Below are 25,369 nucleotides of genomic sequence, written 5' to 3'. Positions count from 1 at the left end.
TAAGTTACACACCATAGCATTACCATTATGGGTATCTTGGTGGAAAACAAAACCCCGGGAATATATTTTCATCCCCGGGGTGTGAGTGTAAAATCATGAATGTTTCTTATTAATCAATATCAGGTTCAAGTGTATACTCTAGGGGTTCTGTTTTTACACCGAATTCTGTTGAGGCTTGCATATTTACAATTCTTTTTTCGGCTTGGCTTTTATTGCCGATTGCTTCGACTGTTTTGCTGGCATCCGTTTCTTTATAAAGCTCTTTACGAAAATTTTTATCGTTATTCATCATCTCACTCCTTATAAAGTAGCTTTCTCAAAACATGATGAACTATTCGTCCATTATACTTAATGCTTGCTTAACGATGGTAGTTGATTTACATTTAATGCATATACTTGTATTTAAGAGCAATTATGTTGATTATTGATTAATTTATATATTTAAGGAAGTGATTGTCTTTGATACTTTCAAATGAAGGAGTGACTGTGCATCCGATTGTAGTCCCGACAAAATTTTCTTTAAAGAGTTTTAATTTTTACTTAGTGGAACAAGCTGATTCTTTGACGCTCATCGATGGAGGCATACCTACAGATGAATGCTGGGAATATCTCGAAAACGTATTGGCAAAAAACGATCTGCATGTAAGTGATATTACACAAGTGCTGTTGACGCATAACCATGAAGATCATGTCGGCATTATCAATCGAATTACAGACATTAAAGATGTACCTGTTTATGCGCATGCTGATTCGATATATCGCTTAAAAAGAGATAAGGACTACTTCGCTTTAAGAATCGATTTTTTCAAGCAATTATATGAGGAAATGGACTGTGGCGATTTTGGAACAAGACAAATTGAAAAAATAACAAAATTGATGAGCAGAAACGAAAAAAATACTGTCCGCAGCGATATTATCCCGATAGCGGAAAATGATATCATCTCAGGATTGAAAGTTTTTGAGACGCCCGGTCATTCCCCGGATCACATCGTTTTTTTTGATGAACAAAAAAAAGAATTATTCGGCGGCGATCATTTAGTCAGCCATATTTCGAGTAATGCGATTGTTGAACCGGATCGGGACGGCAGACGTATTCAAACGTTAAGTCAATACGTACAATCGCTTCAAAAATGCTCAAATTTTGAAATCAATCTCGTTTATCCCGGCCATGGCGAGTTAATACGGAATTCGAGAGAACTGTTCAACTATAGATTAGAGAGAATACATCTAAAATCAGATCAAGTTCTAACTTTCATTAAAGAAGGATACAATACAGGCAAAGAGTTAGCTCAAGTTTTTTATAAAGAGAAGTATAAAAGCGAGTTTGCTTTAGTAATGTCGGAAATAGTCGGTCATTTAGATTATTTGGAGAGTAATCATAAAGTGGAGAAAGTGAAGAAAAAGGGTGTTTGGCACTACAAAGCAAGTTAGAAATAAGGTCTCTTATAGTCATACGCTGACTGTAAGAGGCCTTTTGAGTTATTTTTTGCCGGTTGTTAAAGGAAGCTCCGGATCTGCAGCCCATTCGTTTAATGAACCGTCATACACAGCAACATTTTTAACGCCTAATTTCTCAAGAATTAATGCATTCCATGTAGCGGCAATTCCTCCGCCGCAATAAGTGATAACCTTTTTGTTTGGATCAAGTGCGCCGGTTGCTTCGAAAGTTTTTCTCAATTGCTCGTCTGAAAGAACTTCTTTTGTTTCCGGACTAGAATGTAAACCAAAGAATACATTTTTGCTGCCCGGGATGTGTCCTTTTCGAGGGTAAGTATTTGTTTCTCCGTAAAAATCAGCTGGAGAAAGACTGTTGATTAAAACTGTTGAATCATCCTCAATCGCATTGAAAACTTCTTCTTTTGTCACAAGCCTATGACTTTGTCTTTCGCCTGTGAAAGTTGCCTTAGGATAAGAGCCAGGTACATTCGTTAGTGGTCGACCTTCTTCTTTCCATTTTGGCAAACCTCCATCTAATACCGCAATATTCTCAAAACCTTCAAAAAGAAGTTGCCAACGCAGGCGTGAAGCCCAATACGGTGCGACGACAGGAACACCAACTAATGCTCCTTGGTCATAAATGACAGTATACGTATCTGCATCCCCAATGCCAAGTTGAGTCACCTTTTCGATGAAATAGTCGCGAGGAGGAACTGTGAATGGTTTATCTGCATCAGGATGAGACAGTTCATTCATCACATCTGCAAATATTGCGCCGGGTATGTGTGTAGCATTATATGAATCTTTACCGGAAGTAAGAGTAATGTTTCCGTCTTGAAGCGGTTTCATGAAAGTAGTTGCATCTATAAGTCTTAATTTGGGATCATTTAAACGTTCAGCAAGCCATTCAGTAGTAACAATTTGTGGAATAGTGCTCATAAATTTCATTCATCTCCTATAATAGTATAAAAACAATATATAATAATTTACATTTGATTACTAGGAATTAGACTTTCTATTTAGAAAAGTATTAACAGTTATGAATCTTTAATATTAAGCGAATATGATAGAATGATAGAACGGAGGTGCAATATGAGTAGAAGAACAAAAAAGATTGGAATACTGTTATTTCTATTAATTATTCTAATTAGCGCAAGTTACTTCGGTTATTATAAATATGAACAAAGTAAAATAACCTATAAAAAAGCGGAAGGCTTTTCAATTTCAGTTAGAACAGAAAATATTACATTAGTTGGAGTGAAATGGCTTGATGCTTATTTAGCACAGTACCAGCAGGAATTTGTGCCGGGTAATATAAAAATAGAAGATTATGAAATAAAGGAAATTGCCGTTCTTGATGAAGAAAATAATGTTATTCAAGTTGATTTTTCCATAAAGCCGAAATCTGATGAACCAAATTATCTGGAAACAGATTCTCAATTGGCGGCCGAAATGGAAGCAGACTCAATCATAAGCCATCAGTGGGTTCTTTCGTTTAACACAAGAGCTGGAGCAAATGACGAAATAATTTATGAAGTATACAAAATTCAACGCCCTGCAGGCTATGATTTAGAACAATACAATACAAATGGACAAAGAGAAATCGATGAATATGAGCAAGAGTATATTGAAGAAATTCCATACAAGGAAGAGCAATATACATACAAAATTGAAAACGAAACGTGTTTCGTTAGCTATGATTACGGTGAAACATGGATTGAAGTGCCGGTTGATTTAAAAACATTAGCGACAGTTGGTGATGGGAATTCTTATTATAATGCATTGCAGGAAGGAAGCTATCTTATTCGCCCAGAAAAAACTAGCTTTGTTTATGGTGGTACGCAAGAAACGGGTTTGAAAATCATCTATACGGATGACCAAGGCACTACATGGCAAACGGCTGATATTGACAATGAAATGCAAAGCGTGAGAGTGAAGTTCTGTAATTTCCCAACAGAAGAAGTAGGCTATGTCATCGCTGCTGGGGGTCGAACAATGTCTCAAGAAGGACAAGTAATTTATAAGACTTCTGATGGAGGGGAAACTTGGAATGTAACAGGGTATGGACCCAGTACTTGGCTTCTTAGTTCGGGAGGTTTTATTGATCCAAATGTTGGATTTATGAGTTATAAGAAAGTCGAAGGGGAAGAAACGAATTTTTATCGTACTGAAGATGGCGGTAAAACATTTTCACCAATCATCCTTCCAATTAAAGAAGAATGGAATAATGTTTTCGTTGATCCACAAACTCCATACAAGGAAAATGAAATGTTAGTTTTACTTGTTGGTCAAGGTGATGAAGGTGATTATCAAGGCGGTCGTATTATGGCAAAATATCAATCTGAAGATATGGGGATTACATGGGAATATGTAGAACTTGTAAATCCGCCATCTACAGAAGAAGGATAAGTAAAGGGCGTATAGAAAGTGCTTTGTGCTTTCTATACGCCCTTTATAGCTTTTTCTGTTACTATCTTCTCCGCTTTTTATCATCTTTCAAGGAAATTTGCTTTTTCACAATCGGCTCAAAGAATACTTGTACATGAAAAATGTTTTCTTCTTTTTCCTCAACACTCATGATTTTTCCTTTACGGCCTTTAATCTTCACATCTGCATCGACAGCGGGGATTTTCTTCAGAATTTGCGTTAAGACAACCTGTTTTTTATCAATTTCAATAAAATGAATGACAGCCATTTTGGTCTCTCCTTAATTCAAAAATGATATGTATTATGTGTATGATTCTATTCATCGGAAAGTACGTAACGCAAAAATTATTCCTTTCTTTTAAGAAGCAGTAATAGAATGGGCTTTTATATAAGTAGCAAGACCAAAAAATAGTACATATTTTGTTGGTGGGAGTACTTTTTTTAATAGTTGATTCTATTCTTCTATGCAAATGTCCGTACACCCAATTTCATTATGTAGGTGGAGGTTAAACTATGTACGATTTTCAAAACCAACTTCAATCGTTAAATGTTGGCGATTTTCAGACTGGCGAAGTTGTACCTTGGGATCAAAATCAATATACGATGAATGATTCCAGACTGTTTATAGGCGGTTGCATTGGAGGGTTCCTTTGCTTCGGATGCTTCAGCTGTTTTGGGTGCGTCGGCCGCTGTGGAGGCTGCGGAGGACGTTGCGGAGGCTGTGGCCGCTGCGGTCGTTGCCGCTAATTTAGTTTCACAAAAAGAAGTTGTCCCAATTGTTTACTTTTGGATAACTTCTTTTTTTATTGGATTAGCAAGAACAGTGTCACATATCATAAGAGACAAATTGTCATACATACAATGAAGATAAAGATATTTTGGCATATAAATAGAACAGCAGGAGGCGACATATGAATGTGATTACACCTTCTATGCGACTGAAAGTAAACCGGGATACATTTTTCATTCCTGATGGAGATAGAGGAGTCTATTTTCGCAACAATGTCAGTTCGTTCCGGATGGAAGGCAGTACAATCGCGCAATGGATTGATACACTATTGCCGATGCTCACGGGCAAACATTCTTTAGAGGAAATGACAGCCGGCTTACCGGTGCCTCATCGTAAACAAGTGTTTAGTATAGCTGAAGTATTGCTCAAAAACGGTTTTGTTCGTGATGTGAGTATGGATCATCCTCATCAGCTGGGAGAAAAAGTTATACAGAACTATGCTTCGCAAATTGAATTTTTAGATCATTTCGGAGGTTCAGGAGCTTATCGTTTTCAATTTTTCCGGCAAAGCAAAGTATTGGCAATTGGTTCGGGAGCGATGATGCAATCTTTAATATTCTCATTGGCCGAATCCGGATTAGAGAAAATTCATTATTTAATGGAGAAACCATTTTCTGCAGGTAAGCAGCGAATTGAAGGACTGATTGAAGCCGCTAAAAAGAAGGATCCCGAGCTTATGATTGAAGAAATACAGTTTGAGACAGATTGGGAAAAGACAATCCGTCCGTTTGACTATATATTATATATGGCCAAAAATAATGAAACAGATGAACTAAGAAAGCTGCATTTAATTTGCAGACAAGAGAAGAAAGTTTTTGCTCCCTCCGTATTCTTGGGTCAAACCGGATTCGCAGGTCCAGTCGTGAAGCCGAGTTCTAAAGGCTGTTGGGAATCGGCTTGGCGGAGTGTTTATTTACCTGAAGAAAATTCAACGAACTCAGACTTAAATACAGCTCAATCTTTATTAGTAAATTTGCTCGTCTTTGAGTTGTTTAAAGATATAACGGGAGTAAACGAACAAAATACTCATCCGAAATTTTATCTTTTAAATGGGGAAACGCTGGAGGGCGGCTGGCATAATTTTGTTCCGCACCCGCTTCTGTCAGGTGATGCACGTATTACATCTGTTGAAGACTTAGAATTACAAATGAAAAAACAATTGAATAAACGAGGCACAGATCAATGGTTTCAACTGTTCAGTCAGTTGACGTCGCCACAATCTGGGATATTTCTAAAGTGGGAAGAAGGGAATTTAAAACAGCTCCCGTTAGCTCAATGTATAGTGCAGCCTGTCGATCCTCTTTCCGAAGGCCCTGCAAAAGAGATGCCGGAAATTATAGTCTCAGATTTAACGCATATGGAAGCGAGGAGAATAGCCGGACTAATTGGTGTAGAGACTTATGTTCAGCGGACATTAACTGAATTGCTCAAGCCTGTTTCGGGCAATCGGCAAGTGAGACACGAAATTGCAGTCGGGGCAGGGGAGACTGTGGAAGAAGCTGTTTTGCGGGGAATACAGCACATGGTGGAACAAGAATTTAAGAGTAATAGTTTACAACGAAGAAATGGTATTGAAACGGTAGTCATTCAGGTAATCAATGATGAGAAATCCCGTTTTTATTGGCAATCGCTTTCCACAATGTGCGGCAATCCGGCTGTCGGATTAGGTGAAGAAATCCATGGTTTCCCGGTAGTGTGGGTCGGAACGAATAAAGGCTGGTATGCCAGCCCTGGCATAAATTTAACGGCAGCATTGCGTAATGCTTTACGACAGGCAGTGATGGCGTCTCAAAACGGGACTGTTCACGAATGCTTACAGCCGCCGTTAATGTCAAGAAATGCTGTTAAACTCATAGATATACCAACTGAACATTCGAAGCAAGAGGGTTTACGCACGGCTATCAACAATTTCAAACAAAACGGGCAAGCACTTTCAATCCTAAAAATATCTCTTCAGCCTTTTAGAGACTCATCCATTCATGTATACGGTGTACGGTTGCGGGAGGATAGAGTATGAAATTAAAGACTATTCTTATCGTTGGCAAAGGAGCTTTGGCGGATTATGTGCAAAAGATTTTAAATGAACAATATAAAGTGTTTCAATGTTCAGAAATAGACAATGCCGGATTGGAAAATTATGATTTAGCAGTCGTTTTGGATGATAACTGGAAGCCGGCTGTGCACCAAAAGGCTGAGGAAAGATTGAGGTTGAACGGCATTCCGTGGCTAAGAGCATACATTTCATTCGGCAACGGTATAATAGGCCCGTTATCTGAAAAAGGCTATTCAGGCTGTTCTCAGTGTGCCGATTTAAGGAGGCTTATGGCAGGCAGGGACCGTCATGAAATGCGTGAAGTTAAGGATAAACTGCAAAAAGCAGAAACAACACAGTCAGATGCTGCTGTTTCCCATCAAGGTCTTTTGCATTTTGCCTACTTAGTTGCATCTGAATTAAAGAAAATGATAAACGGGAAAGAAGACAATCACATTTTATTGATGAATTTAAAAACATTGAATACATCTATCCATTCGTTTCTACCTGATCCGTTATGTGCAGTATGCGGTGGAATTCCTGATGATTCGCCTGATGATGCAACAGTCACTTTACAGCCAAGACCAAAGATAAGTCCAAATGTTTATCGCACACGTTCACTTGATGAACTAAGCCAATTTTTAACGAAAGATTACTTAGATCCGCAAATTGGATTTTTAAATAATAAAATGATTGATCTTGTTCCTCCGTTTGCCGATGCAAGTGTAACACTTCCGCTATTTGCCGGTGATGAAGGAGCGGCTGGGCGAACCAATAGTTATGAAGTAAGTGTCATGACTGCAATATTAGAGGCGCTGGAGAGGTATTGCGGGATTGAACCTAAAGGCAAACGGACAACAGTATACGGCAGTTATAATCAGTTAAAGGAGCAAGCGATAAATCCGATTGCATTAGGGGTACATGCAAAGGAAAATTATGAGCAGCCAAATTTCCCGTTCCATCCATTCCATCCGGATCGCCGCATGCACTGGGTTTGGGGCTATTCGTTTTTAAGGGAAAAGCCAATCCTCGTGCCGGAGCTGCTGGCTTATTATAGTTTAGGATGCGGGAATGGTTTTGTTTTTGAAACCTCGAACGGCTGTGCGTTAGGCGGAAGTTTAGAAGAAGCCATCATGTACGGAATATTGGAGGTGGTTGAGCGCGATTCGTTTTTGCTTACATGGTATGCGCAGCTTTCATTGCCTCGTTTAGATTCGGATTCAGCAAACGATGAAGAACTAAAGCTAATGATTGACAGGGCCGGAGCAGTCGGCGGCTACGATATTCATCTATATAACGCGACAATGGAGAATGGCATTCCAACCATATTTGCAATAGCGAAAAACAGGAAAAAAAGCGGCTTGAATATCATTTGCGCAGGCGGTGCCCATCCTGATCCCGTTCGAGCGGCAAAAAGCGCTGTTCATGAATTAGCGGGAATGATGTTGACTCTTGATGATCAGTTTGAAAAAGGTAAGCAACAATATAAAAAAATGCTGTCTGACTCTGGTCTTGTAAAGAAAATGGATGATCACGGTATGCTGTTCGGTTTGCCGGAAACAGAAGAACGCTTGCGTTTTTTATTGAATGAAAATCGTCCTTTGCGAAATTTTCAGGAAGAATTTAATTCTACAGTCAATCATATGGATTTAACGGATGACCTTCATGATCTGCTTCAAGCATTTCAGCGATTAAACCTAGATGTAATTGTAGTCGATCAAACAACTCCGGAAATTAAAAAGAATGGATTATATTGTGTGAAAGTAATTATTCCAGGAATGCTGCCGATGACATTTGGCCATCATCTTACGCGAGTCACTGGATTAGAACGAGTGTTGAAGGTGCCGATGGAGTTAGGGTATGTAAAACAGCCTCTGACGTTAGAACAGCTTAATCCTCATCCGCATCCGTTTCCGTGAATGGAGAGGAGGGATGAAGTTGAATCTGAATCAGTTTCTGTATCAATTGCATTACGATGTAGAAAACCTAAGCCCGCCCGGATGGGAAGTTGATTGGATGGATGCCCCGCTTCCTTATAAATTATATCAAGATGTGCCTGCATTTTCTTTGACGTTGGAAGTACCGTTATCATTAGAGAAAGTCGAAGTACCGGCACATCCGGATCTCCTTACAATCGGCCATTTTTTATGGTATACGTTCGCTGTGACTAAGGTTAGCCAGACGCTTGATCCTTTTGAGCAAATAATGGAACCGTACCAGTCATTACGCCGTTTTGTTCCTTCAGGAGGTGGTTTATATCCTAGTGAGCTGTATATTTATTTAAAACTGCCTGATTTGCCAATTGGCGTGTATCATTATGATTCAGCCCATCATCGGTTGCTGCTGCTGCGGGAAGGTAATTTTGACTCATTTCTAAAAGGAGCATTAGGACATCGCTGTACAATACCTTCTTGTTTTGCAACCGTATTTGTCTCGACGATGTTTTGGAAAAATTACTTTAAATATAATAATTTTTCTTACAGGTTGCAGGGCTTGGATGGTGGGGTGCTAATCGGGCAGTTAGTTGAAGTCAGCAAGCGGTTCGGTATTGAGAGCGGGGTGTATTTCCATTTTATCGATGATGCGGTAAATCATCTCCTTGGAATTTCTGAACAGGAGGAAAGTGTGTATGCAGTCATTCCGCTATCGGTAAACCCAATGAATTGGAAGGCTTATGAACATGCTGATTTGACTTCATCAGACTTATGTAATCGAATTCCGGTTATTCAGCGGAAGCATACTGTCCGCTCTAAAAGAATTAAGAAGTATCCGATGTTGCTCGGAATGACGGAAGCATCTAAAATTCATTCAAGCACCGGAACGCATTTGTATAAAATGAAAAGCAAGCCGGCAGAAGAAGCAAGCGGATGGAGGCTGCCTTATGTTGAACCGTTGACATACGATTTAGCGACTGCCTGCAGAAGGCGTTTCTCCCCGGAGATGGATTTTGTGTTAGGCAAAGTAAGTATTACGCAGTTAGCATCCCTTTTGCAGGAGACAGCATCATCTCTTTGCTACCGGAATGACTTAAGAGGCTGTGAAGCTCCTCTCAATCTGTATTGCTGTTTATTTAATGTAGAACATATCCCGGACGGCTGCTATGTTTATGACAGCAAATCTCATAGCTTACATTTGATCCGCCAAGGAGATTACCGTACTTATTTGCAGTATGCGATGACGATGGATAATGTGAATTTGCAGCATATTCCGGTATGTATTCATATTGTTGGAGACTCTGATTTTTATTTGAATTCATACGGTTATAGAGGTTATCGCATTCAGCAAATGGAAGCAGGCATGCTTGTTCAAAAGTTACTCTTAACAGCCACTGCATTTGGCATGAATGGACATCCTCTTCTTGGATTTGATGCAAGCAAATGTGATCATCTTTATGATCTGCAATCCAAAGGAAAAACATGCCTTATTCAAGTACCGATTGGATATTATAACAATCCGCCTAAACTAAGTGGAGCTTTACACATATAAATATAGGTTTTATTATTGTGCGACAAGAGATGGTAATTGTCGTTTTTATTTTTGTTTAGGATTTCACCTTGTGTATAAGTTAAAACAAGTTTATCGTCATCCAGCTCCAGCACCTATTACCCTTTGAGCAACCTCATTTCGATAATTCAACGCTGAAATATGGAATCGGTCCGCAAGTAAGAATCAGCGACTAAGAGCGCTACGTCCGTATACCGTATACATTCCCGCTGTGACTCTCATCCTGAGAGACTCAGTTCATACGAAAAATAAAGTTCACCAAATTTTATAACATAAAAAACGCAACTTAGTGCTAGTTGCGTTTTCTTTCGTCTTTATCTCACTTCTTAAACTTAAAATATTTAATGAAATATACAACTTTTTCATACATAGATTTATTTATTGGTCTAATTACAATTATGCTAAAAAGTAAAATGCTTGAAATAGTAACAGATGTGTATAAAATTATGGTCATTAAATGTGTTAGCGATGCGAATTCTAGTTGATATAATTTCATTATAAATAATATACAAAACGATGAGAGACATAATAATAAACATAAAGGAAGGGTTATTAAGAAGTCGTCATCAGTGCGCTTTTTAATTTCATCCATAAATACATCTGCTATTTTTGAAATAGCTAACAAATATATTATTACTATCGCCCATCCTAGAAGACTTAAAAGAAATGCCACTTAAACCTCCCTCTTTTATTTAGGAATTTCATTCCAAGCTTTACCCGCTGTTATGCATTTCGAAAGATAATCACAAATTAAAGATAATGTACCAAGAACAGGAATTGCTTTACTTTATCCTATAAGAACTTTTTATAGTTTCAGTTTAACATACGCAATTAAAATATTTTACATTTTTTACATAAATAATATTCCGAACCAGTAATGGTTTTCTTATTGTGTTTATTTTCCAAATATGCACCATTAATTATTTTGATATAATATTTATAATACTCATTCTCTTTTAGGAGGGCTAATAAGATGAAGAAATTAGACGGCAAAGTAGCGGTTGTAACAGCGTCAACGAAAGGAATCGGTTTAGCTACGGCAGAGCTGCTAGCGGAAAATGGTGCAGTTGTCTACTTGGCAGCCAGAAATGAAGTACTAGCAAATGAAGCGATTTCCGATATTGCTGCAAAGGGAGGGGTGGCAAAATTTGTTTATTTTAATGCGCGCGAGGAAGAAACATTTACGTCGATGATTGAAACAGTTGTTACTAATGAAGAGAAAATTGATATTCTTGTCAATAATTATGGTGGTACCGACGTTCAAGTCGATAAAGATTTAATGAATGGAGATAGTGATTCATTCTTCAGAATTGTAGAAGATAATCTGAAAAGTGTATACTTACCATGCAAGGCAGCGATTCCGCATATGATAAAGAATGGTGGTGGCAGTATCGTCAATATATCTACAATCGGTTCTGTTGTACCAGATATATCTCGAATGGCATATTGCGTTTCAAAAGCTGCAATTAACTCCCTTACAGAAAATATCGCTACTCAGTACGCAAAGGATCACATTCGCTGCAATGCTGTATTGCCTGGATTAATTGCTACAAAAGCAGCGATTTCTAATATGTCGCAAGATTTTATACAATCATTCTTACATCACGTACCTTTGAATCGGATGGGTCTACCTGATGATATAGCGAAAGCAGTATTATTCTTTGCTAGTGATGATTCATCATACGTTACCGGCCATCATTTGGAAGTTGCAGGCGGATATGGAATGCCAACACCACAATACGCAGAGTATAGTCAAATGAGAGAGTTAGTAAAAAATTAATAGTAGACAACATCTGTTTATGTATAATAAATAGAGAGAATAAGGAGGAGTTTATCTTGAATAAAGTTATGGACACATTACTATCTCATCGATCATATCGCTCTTGTCAGGCAAAGGATGTTGAAGAGAGTCAATTAGAGCAAATCATTAAAGCAGTTCAAGCTGCTCCAAGCTGGATTAACGGGCAGCAAGTCTCTGTTATTGCTGTAAAAGATTTAGAGCGCAAGAAGAAACTAGCGGAATTGTGCGGAGGCCAGAAACATGTGGAGGAAGCACCTGTATTTTTAGTGTTTTGCGCTGATTTTTATCGGGCATTAGTCGCAAGTCAAATGGAAGATTTGCAGCTTCATGTAAGTGATAATATCGACACTTTACTTGTCGGCGCAACAGATGTCGGCATAGCGCTAGGCGCAGCCGTAACCGCATCTGAATCATTTGGGCTTGGAACGGTTCCAATTGGCGGCATTCGCCGAAACATAAAAGAAGTAATCGAACTGCTGGAATTGCCGCCTTATGTGCTTCCTGTGTGTGGACTGTGCATCGGCCATCCGGCTGAAACACCGGAATTAAAACCGCGCTTGCCGAAACAAGCTGTTTATCACCAGGAAACATATAATAAAGACGTACATACATTGCTTGAGCAATACAATGAGATTTATGCAGAATATTTGGAAAGAAGCTCGCAAGGCAAACGTACCGGCACATGGACAAAAGCTGTCGCAAACTTCTATAGTAAAGAGTATTATCAAGGAATTACAGAAGGATTAAAACAACAAAAGTTTTTATCCGATAAATAATATGATGAGAAAGCCTGAAATGGATAATTCATTTCAGGCTTTCTTGCATTAATATGCTATGATAAACGGAAAGGATAGTAGTTCAAGTCAAAGGGGATTATAAATAAATGTGTTTAATCAATTTTCACTTTCAAGATCATGATAATTATCAATTAGTTGTGGCTGCCAATAGAGATGAAAGTTATACGAGGCCAACTGCCGGCGCACATTTTTGGGAAGATGACCCTTTTATTCTGGCAGGACGTGATTTGCTCCAGGGAGGCACTTGGCTTGGTATTGCAAAGAATGGACGTTTTGCAGCTTTAACTAATTTTCGCGATCCGAAATTGCCGGTAAAAGGCCGTTATTCACGTGGAGAAATAGTAAGACAATTTCTGACTGGCAAAATGGAGCCGAGTGATTATATTAATCAGCTGGCTATGAATAGAGAGATGTATGATGGATTTAATGTTCTCGTCGGAAATGGCAGTCAGCTGTATCATTATAATAATATATTAAATGAGAAAAATATAATTAGCCCAGGAACACACAGCTTGAGCAATCATACATTAAATACTCCTTGGCCAAAAGTGGTAAAGGGCAAACAGATGCTTAAAGAGCATATGAATGCTAACAAGGGAGTAATGGAATTAAAGCCGCTTTTTGAAATCGTTGCTGACGAAGCAATAGCTTCTGATAATGATTTGCCGGATACCGGTGTCGGATTGCAAACAGAAAGAGCATTGTCCCCATTGTTTATAAAAATGCCCGGTTATGGCACTCGTTCATCAACTGTTTTATTAATAGATAAAGAGAACAATATCACCTTTGCGGAGCGTGTATTTATTGATGGGCAATATCATGAAGAAAAGCGATTTGTTTTTAAAATAGAATAGAGTACAAACTATTATTTTTCTAGATGAACACTCTATCAAATGGTAAAATATGTAATGAACAAAAGAAGAACTGTACACCAAAGTGTCTATGTTCTTCTTTTTTTTACTAACTAAACCCGGAGGTTCTTATGAAGATTACACGTGATTCAAAGAAGGGCTTAGATTTTCTTTTTACAGAAACTGAGCCGGAACAAGTTTTCACACCTGAAGATCTTACAGAAGAACATAAAATGATTGCTTTAACTGCGAAACAATTTGTGGAACGAGATGTTCTTCCGCAAATGGAAGCAATTGAGGCGCAACAGTTTGAACAAACAGTTGCATTGCTGAAAAAAGCCGGAGCATTAGGTTTGTTGGGTCATAGTGTGCCCGAAAAATATGGCGGAATCGGCCTTGATAAAATCAGTAAAGGCATAGTCGGTGAAGTGCTTGGAGAGACAGGTTCATACGGAGTGGCTCATTCTAATCACACATGCATTGCCACTTTGCCGATTACATATTTCGGAAGTGAAGAACAGAAACAAAAGTACCTTCCTAAACTTGCTTCCGGTGATTATATCGGAGCTTATTGTCTCACAGAACCTTCATCAGGTTCAGACGCGCTTGGCGCTACTACCACGGCAGTGTTAAGCGAATCAGGAAAGCATTATATTTTAAACGGAACAAAACAATGGATTACGAATGCCGGTTTTTCGGATACATTTATTGTATACGCAAAGGTTGACGGCACAAAATTTACAGCATTCATTGTAGAGAAGGATTATCCAGGATTATCGTTAGGGCCGGAAGAGAAGAAGATGGGGATTAAAGGTTCATCTACTTGTTCTGTTATATTAGAGGACTGCATCGTTCCGGTTGAAAATGTTTTAGGTGAAATCGGAAAAGGACATATCATAGCTTTTAATGTCTTAAATTTGGGACGTTTTAATTTAGGAGGAGCCTGCACCGGTGGCGCGAAGGCTGCATTAAAAGAAATAATTCATTATACAAATGAGAGAAAGCAGTTCAAACAATCGATTTCTTCATTCCGTGCCACACAGGAAAAGCTGGCGGATATGGCAAGCCGAATTTTTGCGGCAGAATCGGTCCAATACCGAACTGCACAATTGCTGGAAAGCTCGATGGGCAGTCTGTATGAGGAAAGTGACACGACTATTATCCGTGAAGGACTGGCTGAATTTGCTGGAGAGTGTTCTATATGTAAAGTTTTTGGTTCTGAAACACTCGATTATGTAGTTGATGAAGGCGTTCAGCTACACGGAGGCTACGGGTACATGCAAGAATATCGCATCGAACGGTTTTACCGTGATTCAAGAATAAATCGGATCTTTGAAGGGACAAACGAAATAAACCGATTTCTTGTACCAAACTTATTAGTAAAAAAAGCAATCGGCGGAGAAATTAAGCTTAATGAGCATCTACAGAAGTCAGCAAAGGAAATGAACGAAGTACCAGTGAACTTTGACAGCCCCTTAAAAAAAGAGAAGACAATGGTTCGTTCGATACGGAATGCCTTTTTGCTTTTAGCCGGTGCCGTCTTTGAAATGTATGGCAAAAATATTGGACAAGAACAGGAAAGCTTGATTAAACTGTCTGATATTGCAATTCAATTATTCGCTGCTGAATCTGTAATTCTTCGAGCGGAAAAAGCAGTGCGCAGAAACGGCCTGACAAATGAAGTATTGAAAGTGAAACTGGCTGAAAGTTTTATTTACACCGCTATTTTGGAAGTCGAGATGCATACGCGTCGTCTTCTGAATGGGATGCCGTCAAGTGAGCAAAATGAGAAACTGCGGAATTTAATTCAAGATAGGTTCTGTAAGTTTAACGATACTGACGGTTTTTTGCGAAAGCGGGAGATTGCGGCACGTTTAATTGAAGCAGAAGCGTATATTGTTTGAAATTAATCAGATTTGAGGATTGATCTTGTTTCTATCAATCCTCTTTTTGTTGCCTTTCTGTGCTTTGTGGATGGAATATTCAATTTTGTAAAATAATAATCCTTATGAAATCAGCATGTAAAACAACGAGGTGAATGAAGTGTTTTTAGCTTCGAAAGGATGTCATCAATGAATAAGGATCAATTAACAAGAAAAGAGCTAATTGAGAAATATCATACTTTAAGTCCATTTGAAATTAAAGATGAACTGATCAAACTGGCGACGAAATCAGAACGTAAAGGTGTCAGAGTATTACTCAATGCAGGTCGAGGTAATCCGAATTGGACGGCTTCTACTCCGAGACAGGCGTTTTTTACACTCGGCCATTTTGCTGTTTTGGAAACGAAAAGAATGTGGAATGATGGAGATTTGGCGGGAATGCCTGAGCAACCTGGCATATATGAACGTTTTAAAATCTTTTATGCTGAAAATAAAGAGGCAGGCGGGATTGATTTATTAAGCCGAATTATTGATTACGGAGTCGAACAGCATGGTTTTGAACCTGATAGTTGGCTTTTTGAATTAGTCGATGGCATTATAGGTGATAATTATCCAGTTCCGGACCGGATGCTCGTTAAAATCGAGAAGGTTGTCAGAGAATACGTGCTGCAAGAAATGGGTGGCAATCCGAAAGATAATAGCTATGATTTATTCGCGGTCGAAGGCGGTACAGCAGCAATGTGCTATATTTTTGATTCGTTAATGGCTAATCGATTAATGAAAAAAGGTGAAAAATTAGCGCTAATGGTACCGATCTTTACACCATACCTTGATATACCGCGTTTGCCGCGCTATGAATTTGAAGTGGTGCCAATCCATGCATCGGCCATCAGCGGAAATGGTCGTCATACGTGGCAATATCCAAAAGAAGAGCTCGATAAACTGTCTGATCCAAGCGTGAAGGCGGTATGTGTCGTTAATCCGAGTAATCCGCCGTCAGTTGCGATGGATGAAGATACTTTGGCGTACTTCAAAAAGATTGTAGAAGAAAAGAACCCCAATCTAATGATTGTTACTGATGATGTATACGGAACTTTTGCCGATGATTTTAAATCGTTATTGATTTCATTACCTTATAACACGTTGGGTGTGTACTCGTTTTCAAAGTATTTTGGTGTAACCGGATGGCGTCTCGGCGTTATCGCACTTGCACAAGATAATGTGTATAACAAATTAATCGCTAATCTTCCGCAAGAAGCTAAAGACAGACTGAAGGAACGCTATGAGTCTTTAACAACAACTCCTGAAGGACTTTCGTTTATCGATCGGCTCGTAGCAGACAGCCGTCATGTTGCATTAAATCATACAGCAGGGCTGTCGACGCCACAGCAAGTTCAAATGGCGATTTTTTCGATTTTTGCATTGCTTGATAAAGAGAATTCATACAAACAGCAAACAAAGGAAATTTGCAGAGAACGAAAAAAAATATTGTATGACCACTTAGTTGAACTTACAATGATTCCTAATAAGCATAGTACAAGCTACTATAATGAGTTTGATTTATTGATATGGGCGAAAATGAAGTATGGGGAAGAATTTGTTACCTATTTGAAAGAAGAACGGAGCGCAATCGAATTTTTATTCGATTTGGCTGAAAAGTACAGTATTGTTTTGCTGAACGGCAGCGGATTTGAAGGGCCTTCCTGGTCAATTCGGGTTTCGTTAGCAAACCTGAAGAACGAGCAGTATGCAAAAATAGGCAAGGCGATTAATGAATTGTTCGAACAATACTCATCTGACTGGAAGAATAATAAGGTTGAATAACAATAGGCAAAAAGCTTCTATCAAACAAGACAGAAGCTTTTTCATCAGTTTTAATCGCTGTCAAACCAGCCTTTCTTTTTAAACCAATAATACATAAGAAGACTAATGATTAACATGACAGCCAAAATGATGAAATAGCCATTACGTGCTTTCAGTTCGGGCATATACACAAAATTCATGCCGTAAATGCCGGCGAGAAAAGTAAGCGGCATAAAAATGGTCGTGATGACAGTAAGAGTTTTCATTATGTTATTCATACGATAAGAGTTTAAAGATATGTAATTATCACGAATGTCTGCTGTTAATTGACGGTTTGACTCAATCATTTCGCTGAGCTTTAAAAGATGGTCATAAATATCATGAAAGTAGGCTCGCTGTTGCTCTTGATTGAGAAATCGCTTAGACTCAACAATTCGATAAATTAAATCGCGCATCGGGATAATGGTTTGCCGAAGTTTAAGCAAATCTTTGCGGACTTTATATGTTTGCGTAATAAGTGTATCGGTTCCTTGTTGCACTTCATCACTATTTTCAATTGCTAATAACTGATCCTCGACCCGCTCCACGATTGGAAAAAAAGAATCAACTATTTTATCGATTACTTTGTAGCCGATTTCTAAAGGAGATATTTTTTGAAAATCGTTAAACGATTGGAGGTTATTCCATATGTCCTCAATCTCTTTGTGCGGCTGCAAATGAAAGGTAACAATAAATTGTTCGGCAATGAATAAATCGATTTCATGTGTTTCTAATCGATCGTCAATTGCGTGAATAATGAGAAAGTGCAGGTTTTCGTAATAATCCAATTTAGGACGTTGAAGTTCAACCATACAATCTTCTACCGCCAGCGGATGGAAGTGAAAATGAGTAAGTAATAATTCAGCTTCTTCATCTGTTGGGGTGTTGAAGTCGCACCAATACCATTTCATGTCTTTTAAAGTTTGGAGCGGGGGATTGAGCAGCAATTTATTATTTTGATTTAATGCGATTGTTCTCAGCATAATCTCACCACCTTATATGTTTATTATTAGTTTATCGCATCTATAAGGAGAAACACAAAAAAAGAGCCAAAATTGGCTCTTAGCTATTTATATGTGTCATTAGAAATCACTTTACGGTCTACCACTTTGCCGTTATTTAATTTTTCTAAATACGTAACACTTCTTGTTTTAGCACCACTGCTTACAATAGAGCTTTTTAACTGAAAATCTGTTGCGGCTTCTTTTGAATCAGCTGTAGAATATACAGTAAACGTTACAGAACCGGAATTGTACGAACCTTCGATATAAACAGGTGTATCATATGGATTTGTGAAAGCTAAATCTTTATACGGATAGGCAATCGCAGCATCTTGCCCGATCGGTACGTAATAGACTCTCATGCTATGGTTAAAGCGAACATCAGGTACAATGCCTGCTTTGATGATGGAATTGTATAATGTTGTACTTACCTGGCAAACTCCGCCGCCATAACTGTTGACAACTTCTCCGTCCAGAAAAGAACCCGCAGGTCTGTAGCCTTTATCAGCAGTTGTATCGCCTACATAATTGTTGAAACTGAAGGACTCACCCGGCATTAACAGATAGGAATCAATTGTTTCTGTCGCAAGCTTAATATTGTAATTGCGATTGGATTGACCGCCCGAGAAATAAGTTGTGAAGGAGCCGATTTTATGATTAACTTTATTTAGCGTTTCTGCAGTAATTTTGGCTGGAACTGCTTCGATTGGTGCCTTAATAGATATATCTTGTTTTTGATTAGTAGAAAATAAATCAATAATGGCTGTTTTTAATTGTTCTTGATTTAGTTTTGAGCCTTTTACGTCATTTGTAACGTTCATTTGCCCGTTCTTTATTTTAAGGGATGCGTTTTGAGGATCTTTATAGACTGCTTTATCGATTTCAGTAATCCACGTGCCCAGTGCTGCATCATCAACCTTGTATGAAACTGAGTAGGTTTGCCCTTCTTGATCTTTAATCAATTTGTATTTTTTTAATAATGATTCCTCTTTGCCGAATTGATAGGCAGCTTCAAGCTGTTCTTCAAGGTCATATGTGACATTCAAATTTTGCAGTTGCTTTTTGAACACTTGCCCTTCAGCAGCGATGTCAATATTGATTTGATTATAGTCTTCTACAACTTGACTCAGTCGTTTCTGTGCTTCCTCTTTTGAAAGTTTACTAATATTCACCCCTTCAACGGTAACATTTGGATAAAAAGTGTTTTCGTATTCCTGGACTGTCGAGTGAACATACCAGTATACAGACCCTAGAGCAAGAGAAACAGTTGCAGCTATGGCAATTAGCCATACATAAAGCTTTTTCAACCATTAAAACCCCCAAACCGATCAATAATCGTTTATGTTAAAAGTTTCCAGCATATTACAAATATTAATACTAAATTACAAATAATACAAGTGACAAAATACATATTTCCTATATAAATTGTAAAAATATGTTTCTATGCATTGTATATATTGTGAAAATAATATGAACAAAAGTTAATCTAGATCTTAGAATGACAACACTTAGGAATAAAAGCAACTTACCGTCACTTATAACAAGTAAATTGCCTTTATCTTGTTTTACTTATTATTTTCTATTGTAATTTATGAATTTTAATTGACAATATTTAGTAAACGCTATTAAAATAAATACATGAAAATTGATTCATGTTTCATAGTTACAGTTTTATCATTCCTTCACCATACTTTTCTCTCGTCTTCAAAAATTCTATTTTCAAATTAACAGTTTTAATGACTGACTTAAACTATAAATAAGGAGGGTTGAGTTGAATGTTCCAATACTATACAAAGTTAAGCGTTTGCAAAAAGAGCTAAACCAGTATAAGGAGAGTACTACATATAAGAATAAATCAATAATGAAAGATTGGTTTAGAAAATAGGTCAATTAGTACTTTTGAAACGATAGGGGACCCAAGTGATAACGGCACCTTAAAAGACAATGCCCAAAACAAATAAAGAAATTCATGTTAAGAATATTAATTAATCGATAGCAGGGATTTTGTGGGACGAAAAAGATGTGGATAATGAAATGATGAATTTCTTAAAGTATGGTTTATGGTCAAAAATAAGTTCTCTATGTTGGAAAAATAGCTAATCTTATTTTTCTCCCACCACTTCAATTGCTTTGCTTTGCTTTCTAAACATAGTACTGAGGGTTCCTCAGCAATACTAATAAACGGCCTTTATGTAAGCGCTTAAAAAGAGTAATAATGAAAAATTTCATTTGATATGTACTCAGATAAAGTATTTAAGAGTATTGAAAAATTATATATTTGGAGGTTTTAAGAATGGAAATAAAAATAATTCCCAAGTTATTTTTATTAATTTTTTTAGTCGGCACTTTAATGGCTTGTAATTCTAAAACAACTAATGAAGGTGTGAGTTCTGCTGAAACAGAAAATTCCAATGAAATAATAACATTAAAATTTGCGACGCCAAGTCCAACTGAATCACCTTATGCAAAAAATACAATAGAACCTTTTATGGATAGAGTTACAGAGTTAACTGATGGAAAAGTTCAATGGGACTACTATCCTTCACAACAATTAGGAAATATGATGGACTATATTAATTTGACTAAAGATGGCGTTACTGATGTAGCGTATTTTGCAGCTTTAAATTTTAAAGATGAGTTTCCTATTAGCAGCTCTTTGGCTGGGCTTCCAGGGTTAGGAACAACAGGCACAGAAGATTCTTTAGCTTACCATGATGTAGTCACAAAGAGTCCTATCCTTGAAACTGATTTTTTAAGCAACGGGGTTTATCCAGTATTTGTTCAAGTTTCTTATCCATTTGAATTTATATCTAGAAATAAAGAGATCAGAGTACCAAGTGATTTAAAAGGAATGCAAGTAATGGGGAATGGTGGAATGATGAATGAACTTTTAAAACATTTAGGTGCAACTCCTGTTACTTTAACAACTGCAGAGATGTTCGAAGCCTTTGATAGAGGGGTTATTGAAGCAGTTCATGCAGTTCCCTCGACAGCAGAAGCATATGGTTTAGGAGAATTGGTTCATTCATCTACTAATAAGACTGGTGCAGGTGCGGGTCCTGTAGGTTTTATGATGAATCTAGACGTTTGGGAGAGTCTTCCAAAGGAAATACAAGATGCATTTCATAAAGCTACGCGAGAAATATCAGTATCTGGTATGAATGTAATAGAAGAAGATTCCGCAGCAGTTCTTGAAAAATGGAAAGAAAATGATGTTGAGGTTTTTGATTTAACTGCAGAAGAAAAGAAAAAATGGGAAGATGCATTTGCTGAATTCAGAGAAAAATGGATAGCAAAACAAGGGAAAGAATTTGAAGAAGCGTATTTACTGTATCTTGAAACATTAAAACAATATCAGAAATAAACTTAAGTTATTTTAGAGCAGGAAGCCTATTTTACTCTGAAAATCAATAATGTAGAAAGAGTGATTATTAATGGCCTTGATGAAAAATATGGTGGATAAGATAGATAAACTGTTAGTTTATCTATCTTGCTCCTCACTATTTATTTTAATGATATTAGTTATTGTAAATGTTTCAAGTAGATTCATATTTGATAAGCCAATAATTGGTGTAATTGAATTTACAGGTGAATATTTACTTGTAATTATGGTTTATTTCTCTTTGAGTTTCACATATTTGCATGATGAACATATTAAGATCACTTTTTTGTTTGATAAATTCCCTAGTTCTATACAGCAAATAATAAAAATCCTAACAAACATGATTTGTATTGTATTTCTAATAATAGTTTGTGTTGTAAGTATTCAAGAAGGGGTCGAGTACTATGACCGTGGTTTGACTTCAACAAGCAGTCTAAACTATCCACTTTTTCCGGCGCTCTTGATTATTTCTGTTGGAATATTCGTATTTATCTTACGGATTTTATTAGAAACGATAGAAATTTTGATTAGTGTATTTAGAAAAGCCAAACCAAAAGTTTAACTGTTATTTAACAATAAGGGAGGAGGGGAATTAATATTGTCGGTATTTGTATTTATAATTCTTCTATTTTTACTTTTGTTTATAGGAGTGCCTATCGGGTTTGTTCTATTAATTGTTGGCTCATTAGGTCTATGGTACCTTAACGGTATCGATGCTGTACTATCTCTTTTAGCAAGTACTCCTTATAGGAGTGTGAACAGTTTTACTTATAGCGCAATTCCTTTATTCATATTAATGGCACATTTTATTTCTAAAAGTAAAATTGCAGATGATCTCTTTAATTCCTTAAGAAATTGGATTGGTCATTATCCAGGAGGAATTGGTGTTGCAACTGTTTTTTCAAGTGCTGGTTTTGGGACAATGACTGGTTCTAGTTATGCTGCAACAACAATCATGTCTAGGATATGTATCCCTCAATTAATGAAAGTGAAGTATTCTGATTCTTTTTCAGCAGGGTTAGTTGCAACTACAACAGGCACATTAGCTGTACTTATACCACCAAGTATCCCATTGGTGATATACGGAATACAAACAGATACATCAATAGGAAAACTACTAATTGCAGGAATTATCCCTGGTATTGTTATAGTGATTCTTTTATCGATCTATGTAGTATGGGTAGCATTAAAAAATAAGAGCACTCTTGAAAAAGTATCATGGTCCGAACGATTCTCATCATTAAAAAGTGTTTGGCCAATAATGATACTAATTTTTTTAGTTATATTTATTATCTATGCTGGTATAGGGACATCAACAGAAGCGGCTGCATTTGGCTCATTTGGTGCTTTAATAATAGGTTTAGCAATGAAACGATTAAAGTTTAAAGATATTATGGAATCATTAATTGAAACTGTAAAACAAACAGCTATGATATTTTTTATTGTTATGGGCGCATATATTTTTTCATATTTTATTACTATTACAAGACTAGGTAATAAACTTGTTAGTATTATTGAAACGACTGGTTTATCAGGGTTTAGTATTATTTTACTAATTATTCTCTTGTATTTAATTTTAGGAATGTTTCTTGATATGCTCAGCTCAATGTTGTTAACTTTGCCTTTAGTTCTTCCAGTAATCATGCAAATTGGATATGATCCTATTTGGTTTGGTGTAATCGTTGTTCTTATACTCGAAATTGGTCTAGTAACACCTCCAGTCGGCATGAATTTATTTATTACTAGCTCAAATTCTGGAGTGCCAGTTCAAAAAGTATTAGTAGGTTCGTTTCCGTTTATTTTCATTTTATTATTTGCAACATTACTATTCATAATTTTCCCAGAAATAATTTTATATTTGCCCTCAAAAATGTAGAGAGGTGGTCTTTTATGAATGTTTGTAATTGGTTAATTTCAACTGCCGAAAGAATGCCCCATAAGACAGCGATATTATTTGAAGAAGATTCCTATACTTATAAAGAACTAAAGTTTAATGTTCTATCTTTGGCTAAAGAATTAAGACGGCAAGGTTTTAAAGAAAAAATGAACATTGGTTTAATGATGCACAATTCCTCAGATTATATAATTTCATATTTTGCCATTTTAGCTATAGGAGCTACTGCTGTTCCAATAAATCCTTTATTTAAAGAAAATGAAGTTGTGTATATATTGCGAAATTCAAATGCGATAGGAATATTGACAGACAACAGATCAATAACAACTATTTTAAATATAAACAAAGAAGTGGAAGCCTTAAACAATATTATATGTAGTAAAGTAGTTGAGCAAACTAATAATAAGAAAATTAAGTTTCTCTTGAATGCAAACGATGCTAACGATAATGAAGCGAACGATTTAAATCAAATTTATAAAAGTGATATGAATGATGTTGCACATATTATCTTTACTTCTGGTACTACCGGAAATCCTAAAGGCGTAATGATTACCCATGCGAACCTGAATTGGTTATCATTAACTGAGGCATCTATTTTAAATGTTTCTTCAAATGATAAAGTTTTATGTACTTTGCCTTTATATCATGTATACGGTAATCTTCAATGCATGTTATCTCCTTTTGTGAATGGAGCAACAGTAATCATTAAAGAAAGATTTGTTGCTAAAGAAGTATTAGAAACAATTGAAAAAGAACGTATCACTATGTTCTTTGGAGTTCCTACTATGTTTGCTATGTTAGTTCAATCTCCTTTAATTGAAGTTTTAGATTTCTCTTCTTTAAGAGTATGTGGATCTGGAGGAGCAAGTATTGCAACGGAAATTATTAAAAAAATAAAACAATTAATGCATATTGACATATTAGAAGGTTATGGTCTTACAGAAGGTACTGCTCAAGTTACGATGAATCCCTATAATGGTATGAAAAAAATAGGTTCAGTTGGATTACCTATACCAGGGGTAGAATTAAAAATAATAGATGAAAATAATAATGAAGCAGATATAGGAGTGATTGGAGAGCTTCAATTTAGAGGTCCTATAGTAATGAAAGGATATTATAATAATCCCCAGGCAACAAAAGAGATTATTAAAGAAAACTGGTTATCCACAGGTGACCTAGCATACAAAGATAAAGACGGATATATTTTTATTGTTGATAGAAAGAAAGATTTGATTATTCGAGGAGGGTATAATATTTACCCTAGAGAAGTAGAGGAAATTTTATATCAGCATCCTAATATATTGGAATGCGCAGTAATTGGTATACCAAATGAATTATATGGAGAAGAAATTGTTGCTTATATAGTTTGTAAAAATGATTTTAATGAGCAAGAAATAATTGAACATTGTAAAGAACACTTAGTTCACTATAAAATACCAAGAATTTTCAAATGTGTCGAAGGATTACCTAAGTCAGCGATTGGTAAGATTTTAAAAAGGAATCTAAAAGAACTACATTTTAGTATTTGATTGTTTGCATTAATTTACTGAATTTAAGGTTATATTGATGGAAATTAATGTCGTTCGGTTATATCCAATGGAAAAATCTATATTATGATTGGCTTTAAGAGGCTCTAATTCGGCTTAATTAATTCAAACTAAGAGCCTCTTACATAAACCTCTGCAACAACATTTTCCTCCTATTAATGTCTTCTTTATACGATTCCTA

20 protein-coding genes are annotated in these 25,369 nt (G+C 36.7%); 15 read left to right on the top strand and 5 right to left on the bottom strand.

Going from position 1 to position 25,369, the window contains the following annotated elements; all coding sequences use genetic code 11:
• Nucleotides 1-109: 109 nt before the first annotated feature.
• Entirely contained in the window at nucleotides 110-292 is a 183-nt protein-coding gene (locus tag IEO70_RS08195; protein WP_190997888.1) for a hypothetical protein, read from the bottom strand.
• Nucleotides 293-459: 167 nt separating this feature from the next.
• Here IEO70_RS08195 and IEO70_RS08190 point away from each other — a divergent pair, with 167 nt between their 5' ends.
• Entirely contained in the window at nucleotides 460-1,431 is a 972-nt protein-coding gene (locus tag IEO70_RS08190; RefSeq protein ID WP_235973545.1) for an MBL fold metallo-hydrolase, read from the top strand.
• Nucleotides 1,432-1,479: 48 nt separating this feature from the next.
• On the opposite strand, the gene IEO70_RS08185 is transcribed toward IEO70_RS08190, so the two are convergent.
• Nucleotides 1,480-2,376, bottom strand: a complete 897-nt coding sequence (locus tag IEO70_RS08185; RefSeq protein ID WP_190997886.1) for a sulfurtransferase — start codon at nucleotides 2,374-2,376, stop codon at nucleotides 1,480-1,482.
• Between the two features lie 153 nt (nucleotides 2,377-2,529).
• On the opposite strand from IEO70_RS08185, the gene IEO70_RS08180 reads away from it, so the two are divergent.
• Nucleotides 2,530-3,846 (top strand): WD40/YVTN/BNR-like repeat-containing protein, encoded by a 1,317-nt coding sequence (locus IEO70_RS08180; RefSeq protein ID WP_190997885.1) that lies wholly within the window; start codon nucleotides 2,530-2,532, stop codon nucleotides 3,844-3,846.
• 61 nt (nucleotides 3,847-3,907) lie between these two features.
• Here IEO70_RS08180 and IEO70_RS08175 read toward each other — a convergent pair whose 3' ends face one another.
• Nucleotides 3,908-4,132, bottom strand: coding sequence for a hypothetical protein (locus tag IEO70_RS08175; RefSeq protein ID WP_190997884.1), 225 nt, complete (start codon nucleotides 4,130-4,132; stop codon nucleotides 3,908-3,910).
• Between the two features lie 245 nt (nucleotides 4,133-4,377).
• Between IEO70_RS08175 and IEO70_RS08170 the strand changes: the two genes are divergently transcribed.
• The 9 genes from IEO70_RS08170 to aspD all read left to right on the top strand — a co-directional run bounded on the left by IEO70_RS08170 (nucleotide 4,378) and on the right by aspD (nucleotide 17,346).
• A complete protein-coding gene (locus IEO70_RS08170; protein ID WP_190997883.1) occupies nucleotides 4,378-4,611 on the top strand; it encodes a heterocycloanthracin/sonorensin family bacteriocin in 234 nt (77 codons plus the stop codon).
• 164 nt (nucleotides 4,612-4,775) lie between these two features.
• Nucleotides 4,776-6,671, top strand: a complete 1,896-nt coding sequence (locus tag IEO70_RS08165) for a putative thiazole-containing bacteriocin maturation protein (RefSeq protein ID WP_190997882.1) — start codon at nucleotides 4,776-4,778, stop codon at nucleotides 6,669-6,671.
• Nucleotides 6,668-8,605 carry a TOMM precursor leader peptide-binding protein gene (locus IEO70_RS08160; protein WP_190997881.1) on the top strand — a complete coding sequence of 646 codons (1,938 nt, stop codon included), beginning with the start codon at nucleotides 6,668-6,670 and terminating at the stop codon, nucleotides 8,603-8,605. Before IEO70_RS08165 ends, IEO70_RS08160 begins: the two co-directional genes overlap by 4 nt.
• Nucleotides 8,606-8,624: 19 nt before the next feature.
• A complete protein-coding gene (locus tag IEO70_RS08155; RefSeq protein WP_190997880.1) occupies nucleotides 8,625-10,172 on the top strand; it encodes a SagB/ThcOx family dehydrogenase in 1,548 nt (515 codons plus the stop codon).
• 991 nt (nucleotides 10,173-11,163) lie between these two features.
• Entirely contained in the window at nucleotides 11,164-11,970 is an 807-nt protein-coding gene (gene hdhA, locus IEO70_RS08150) for a 7alpha-hydroxysteroid dehydrogenase (RefSeq protein ID WP_190997879.1), read from the top strand.
• Nucleotides 11,971-12,026: 56 nt separating this feature from the next.
• On the top strand, nucleotides 12,027-12,767 hold the full coding sequence (locus tag IEO70_RS08145) for an NADPH-dependent oxidoreductase (protein ID WP_190997878.1): 741 nt from the start codon (nucleotides 12,027-12,029) through the stop codon (nucleotides 12,765-12,767).
• Between the two features lie 107 nt (nucleotides 12,768-12,874).
• Complete coding sequence (locus tag IEO70_RS08140) at nucleotides 12,875-13,642, top strand: NRDE family protein (protein WP_190997877.1); 768 nt, start codon at nucleotides 12,875-12,877, stop codon at nucleotides 13,640-13,642.
• Between the two features lie 128 nt (nucleotides 13,643-13,770).
• The gene (locus IEO70_RS08135) at nucleotides 13,771-15,543 is read left to right on the top strand and encodes an acyl-CoA dehydrogenase family protein (protein WP_190997876.1); all 1,773 of its coding nucleotides are present in this window, start codon (nucleotides 13,771-13,773) and stop codon (nucleotides 15,541-15,543) included.
• 168 nt (nucleotides 15,544-15,711) lie between these two features.
• The gene (gene aspD, locus IEO70_RS08130; RefSeq protein WP_190997875.1) at nucleotides 15,712-17,346 is read left to right on the top strand and encodes an aspartate 4-decarboxylase; all 1,635 of its coding nucleotides are present in this window, start codon (nucleotides 15,712-15,714) and stop codon (nucleotides 17,344-17,346) included.
• Between the two features lie 50 nt (nucleotides 17,347-17,396).
• Here the strand turns inward: aspD and corA are convergent, their stop codons facing one another.
• Together corA and IEO70_RS08120 are read right to left on the bottom strand one after the other, a co-directional pair.
• On the bottom strand, nucleotides 17,397-18,347 hold the full coding sequence (gene corA / locus IEO70_RS08125) for a magnesium/cobalt transporter CorA (protein WP_190997874.1): 951 nt from the start codon (nucleotides 18,345-18,347) through the stop codon (nucleotides 17,397-17,399).
• Nucleotides 18,348-18,430: 83 nt separating this feature from the next.
• Nucleotides 18,431-19,672 carry a VanW family protein gene (locus IEO70_RS08120; protein ID WP_190997873.1) on the bottom strand — a complete coding sequence of 414 codons (1,242 nt, stop codon included), beginning with the start codon at nucleotides 19,670-19,672 and terminating at the stop codon, nucleotides 18,431-18,433.
• Nucleotides 19,673-20,658: 986 nt separating this feature from the next.
• Here IEO70_RS08120 and dctP point away from each other — a divergent pair.
• The 4 genes from dctP (at nucleotide 20,659) to IEO70_RS08100 (ending at nucleotide 25,170) form a co-directional block, all read left to right on the top strand.
• Nucleotides 20,659-21,729, top strand: a complete 1,071-nt coding sequence (gene dctP, locus IEO70_RS08115; protein WP_190997872.1) for a TRAP transporter substrate-binding protein DctP — start codon at nucleotides 20,659-20,661, stop codon at nucleotides 21,727-21,729.
• Between the two features lie 70 nt (nucleotides 21,730-21,799).
• Nucleotides 21,800-22,309, top strand: a complete 510-nt coding sequence (locus tag IEO70_RS08110; protein WP_190997871.1) for a TRAP transporter small permease — start codon at nucleotides 21,800-21,802, stop codon at nucleotides 22,307-22,309.
• 36 nt (nucleotides 22,310-22,345) lie between these two features.
• On the top strand, nucleotides 22,346-23,623 hold the full coding sequence (locus IEO70_RS08105; protein ID WP_190997870.1) for a TRAP transporter large permease: 1,278 nt from the start codon (nucleotides 22,346-22,348) through the stop codon (nucleotides 23,621-23,623).
• Nucleotides 23,624-23,637: 14 nt separating this feature from the next.
• Nucleotides 23,638-25,170, top strand: a complete 1,533-nt coding sequence (locus IEO70_RS08100) for a class I adenylate-forming enzyme family protein (protein ID WP_190997869.1) — start codon at nucleotides 23,638-23,640, stop codon at nucleotides 25,168-25,170.
• Nucleotides 25,171-25,369: the final 199 nt, after the last annotated feature.

It is taken from the genome of Peribacillus faecalis, assembly GCF_014712675.1.
GTDB classification, from domain to species: Bacteria; Bacillota; Bacilli; order Bacillales; family DSM-1321; genus Bacillus_AD; species Bacillus_AD faecalis.
The sequence above is the reverse complement of the archived record's forward strand: the minus strand, read 5'-3'. Positions and strand labels throughout refer to the sequence as shown.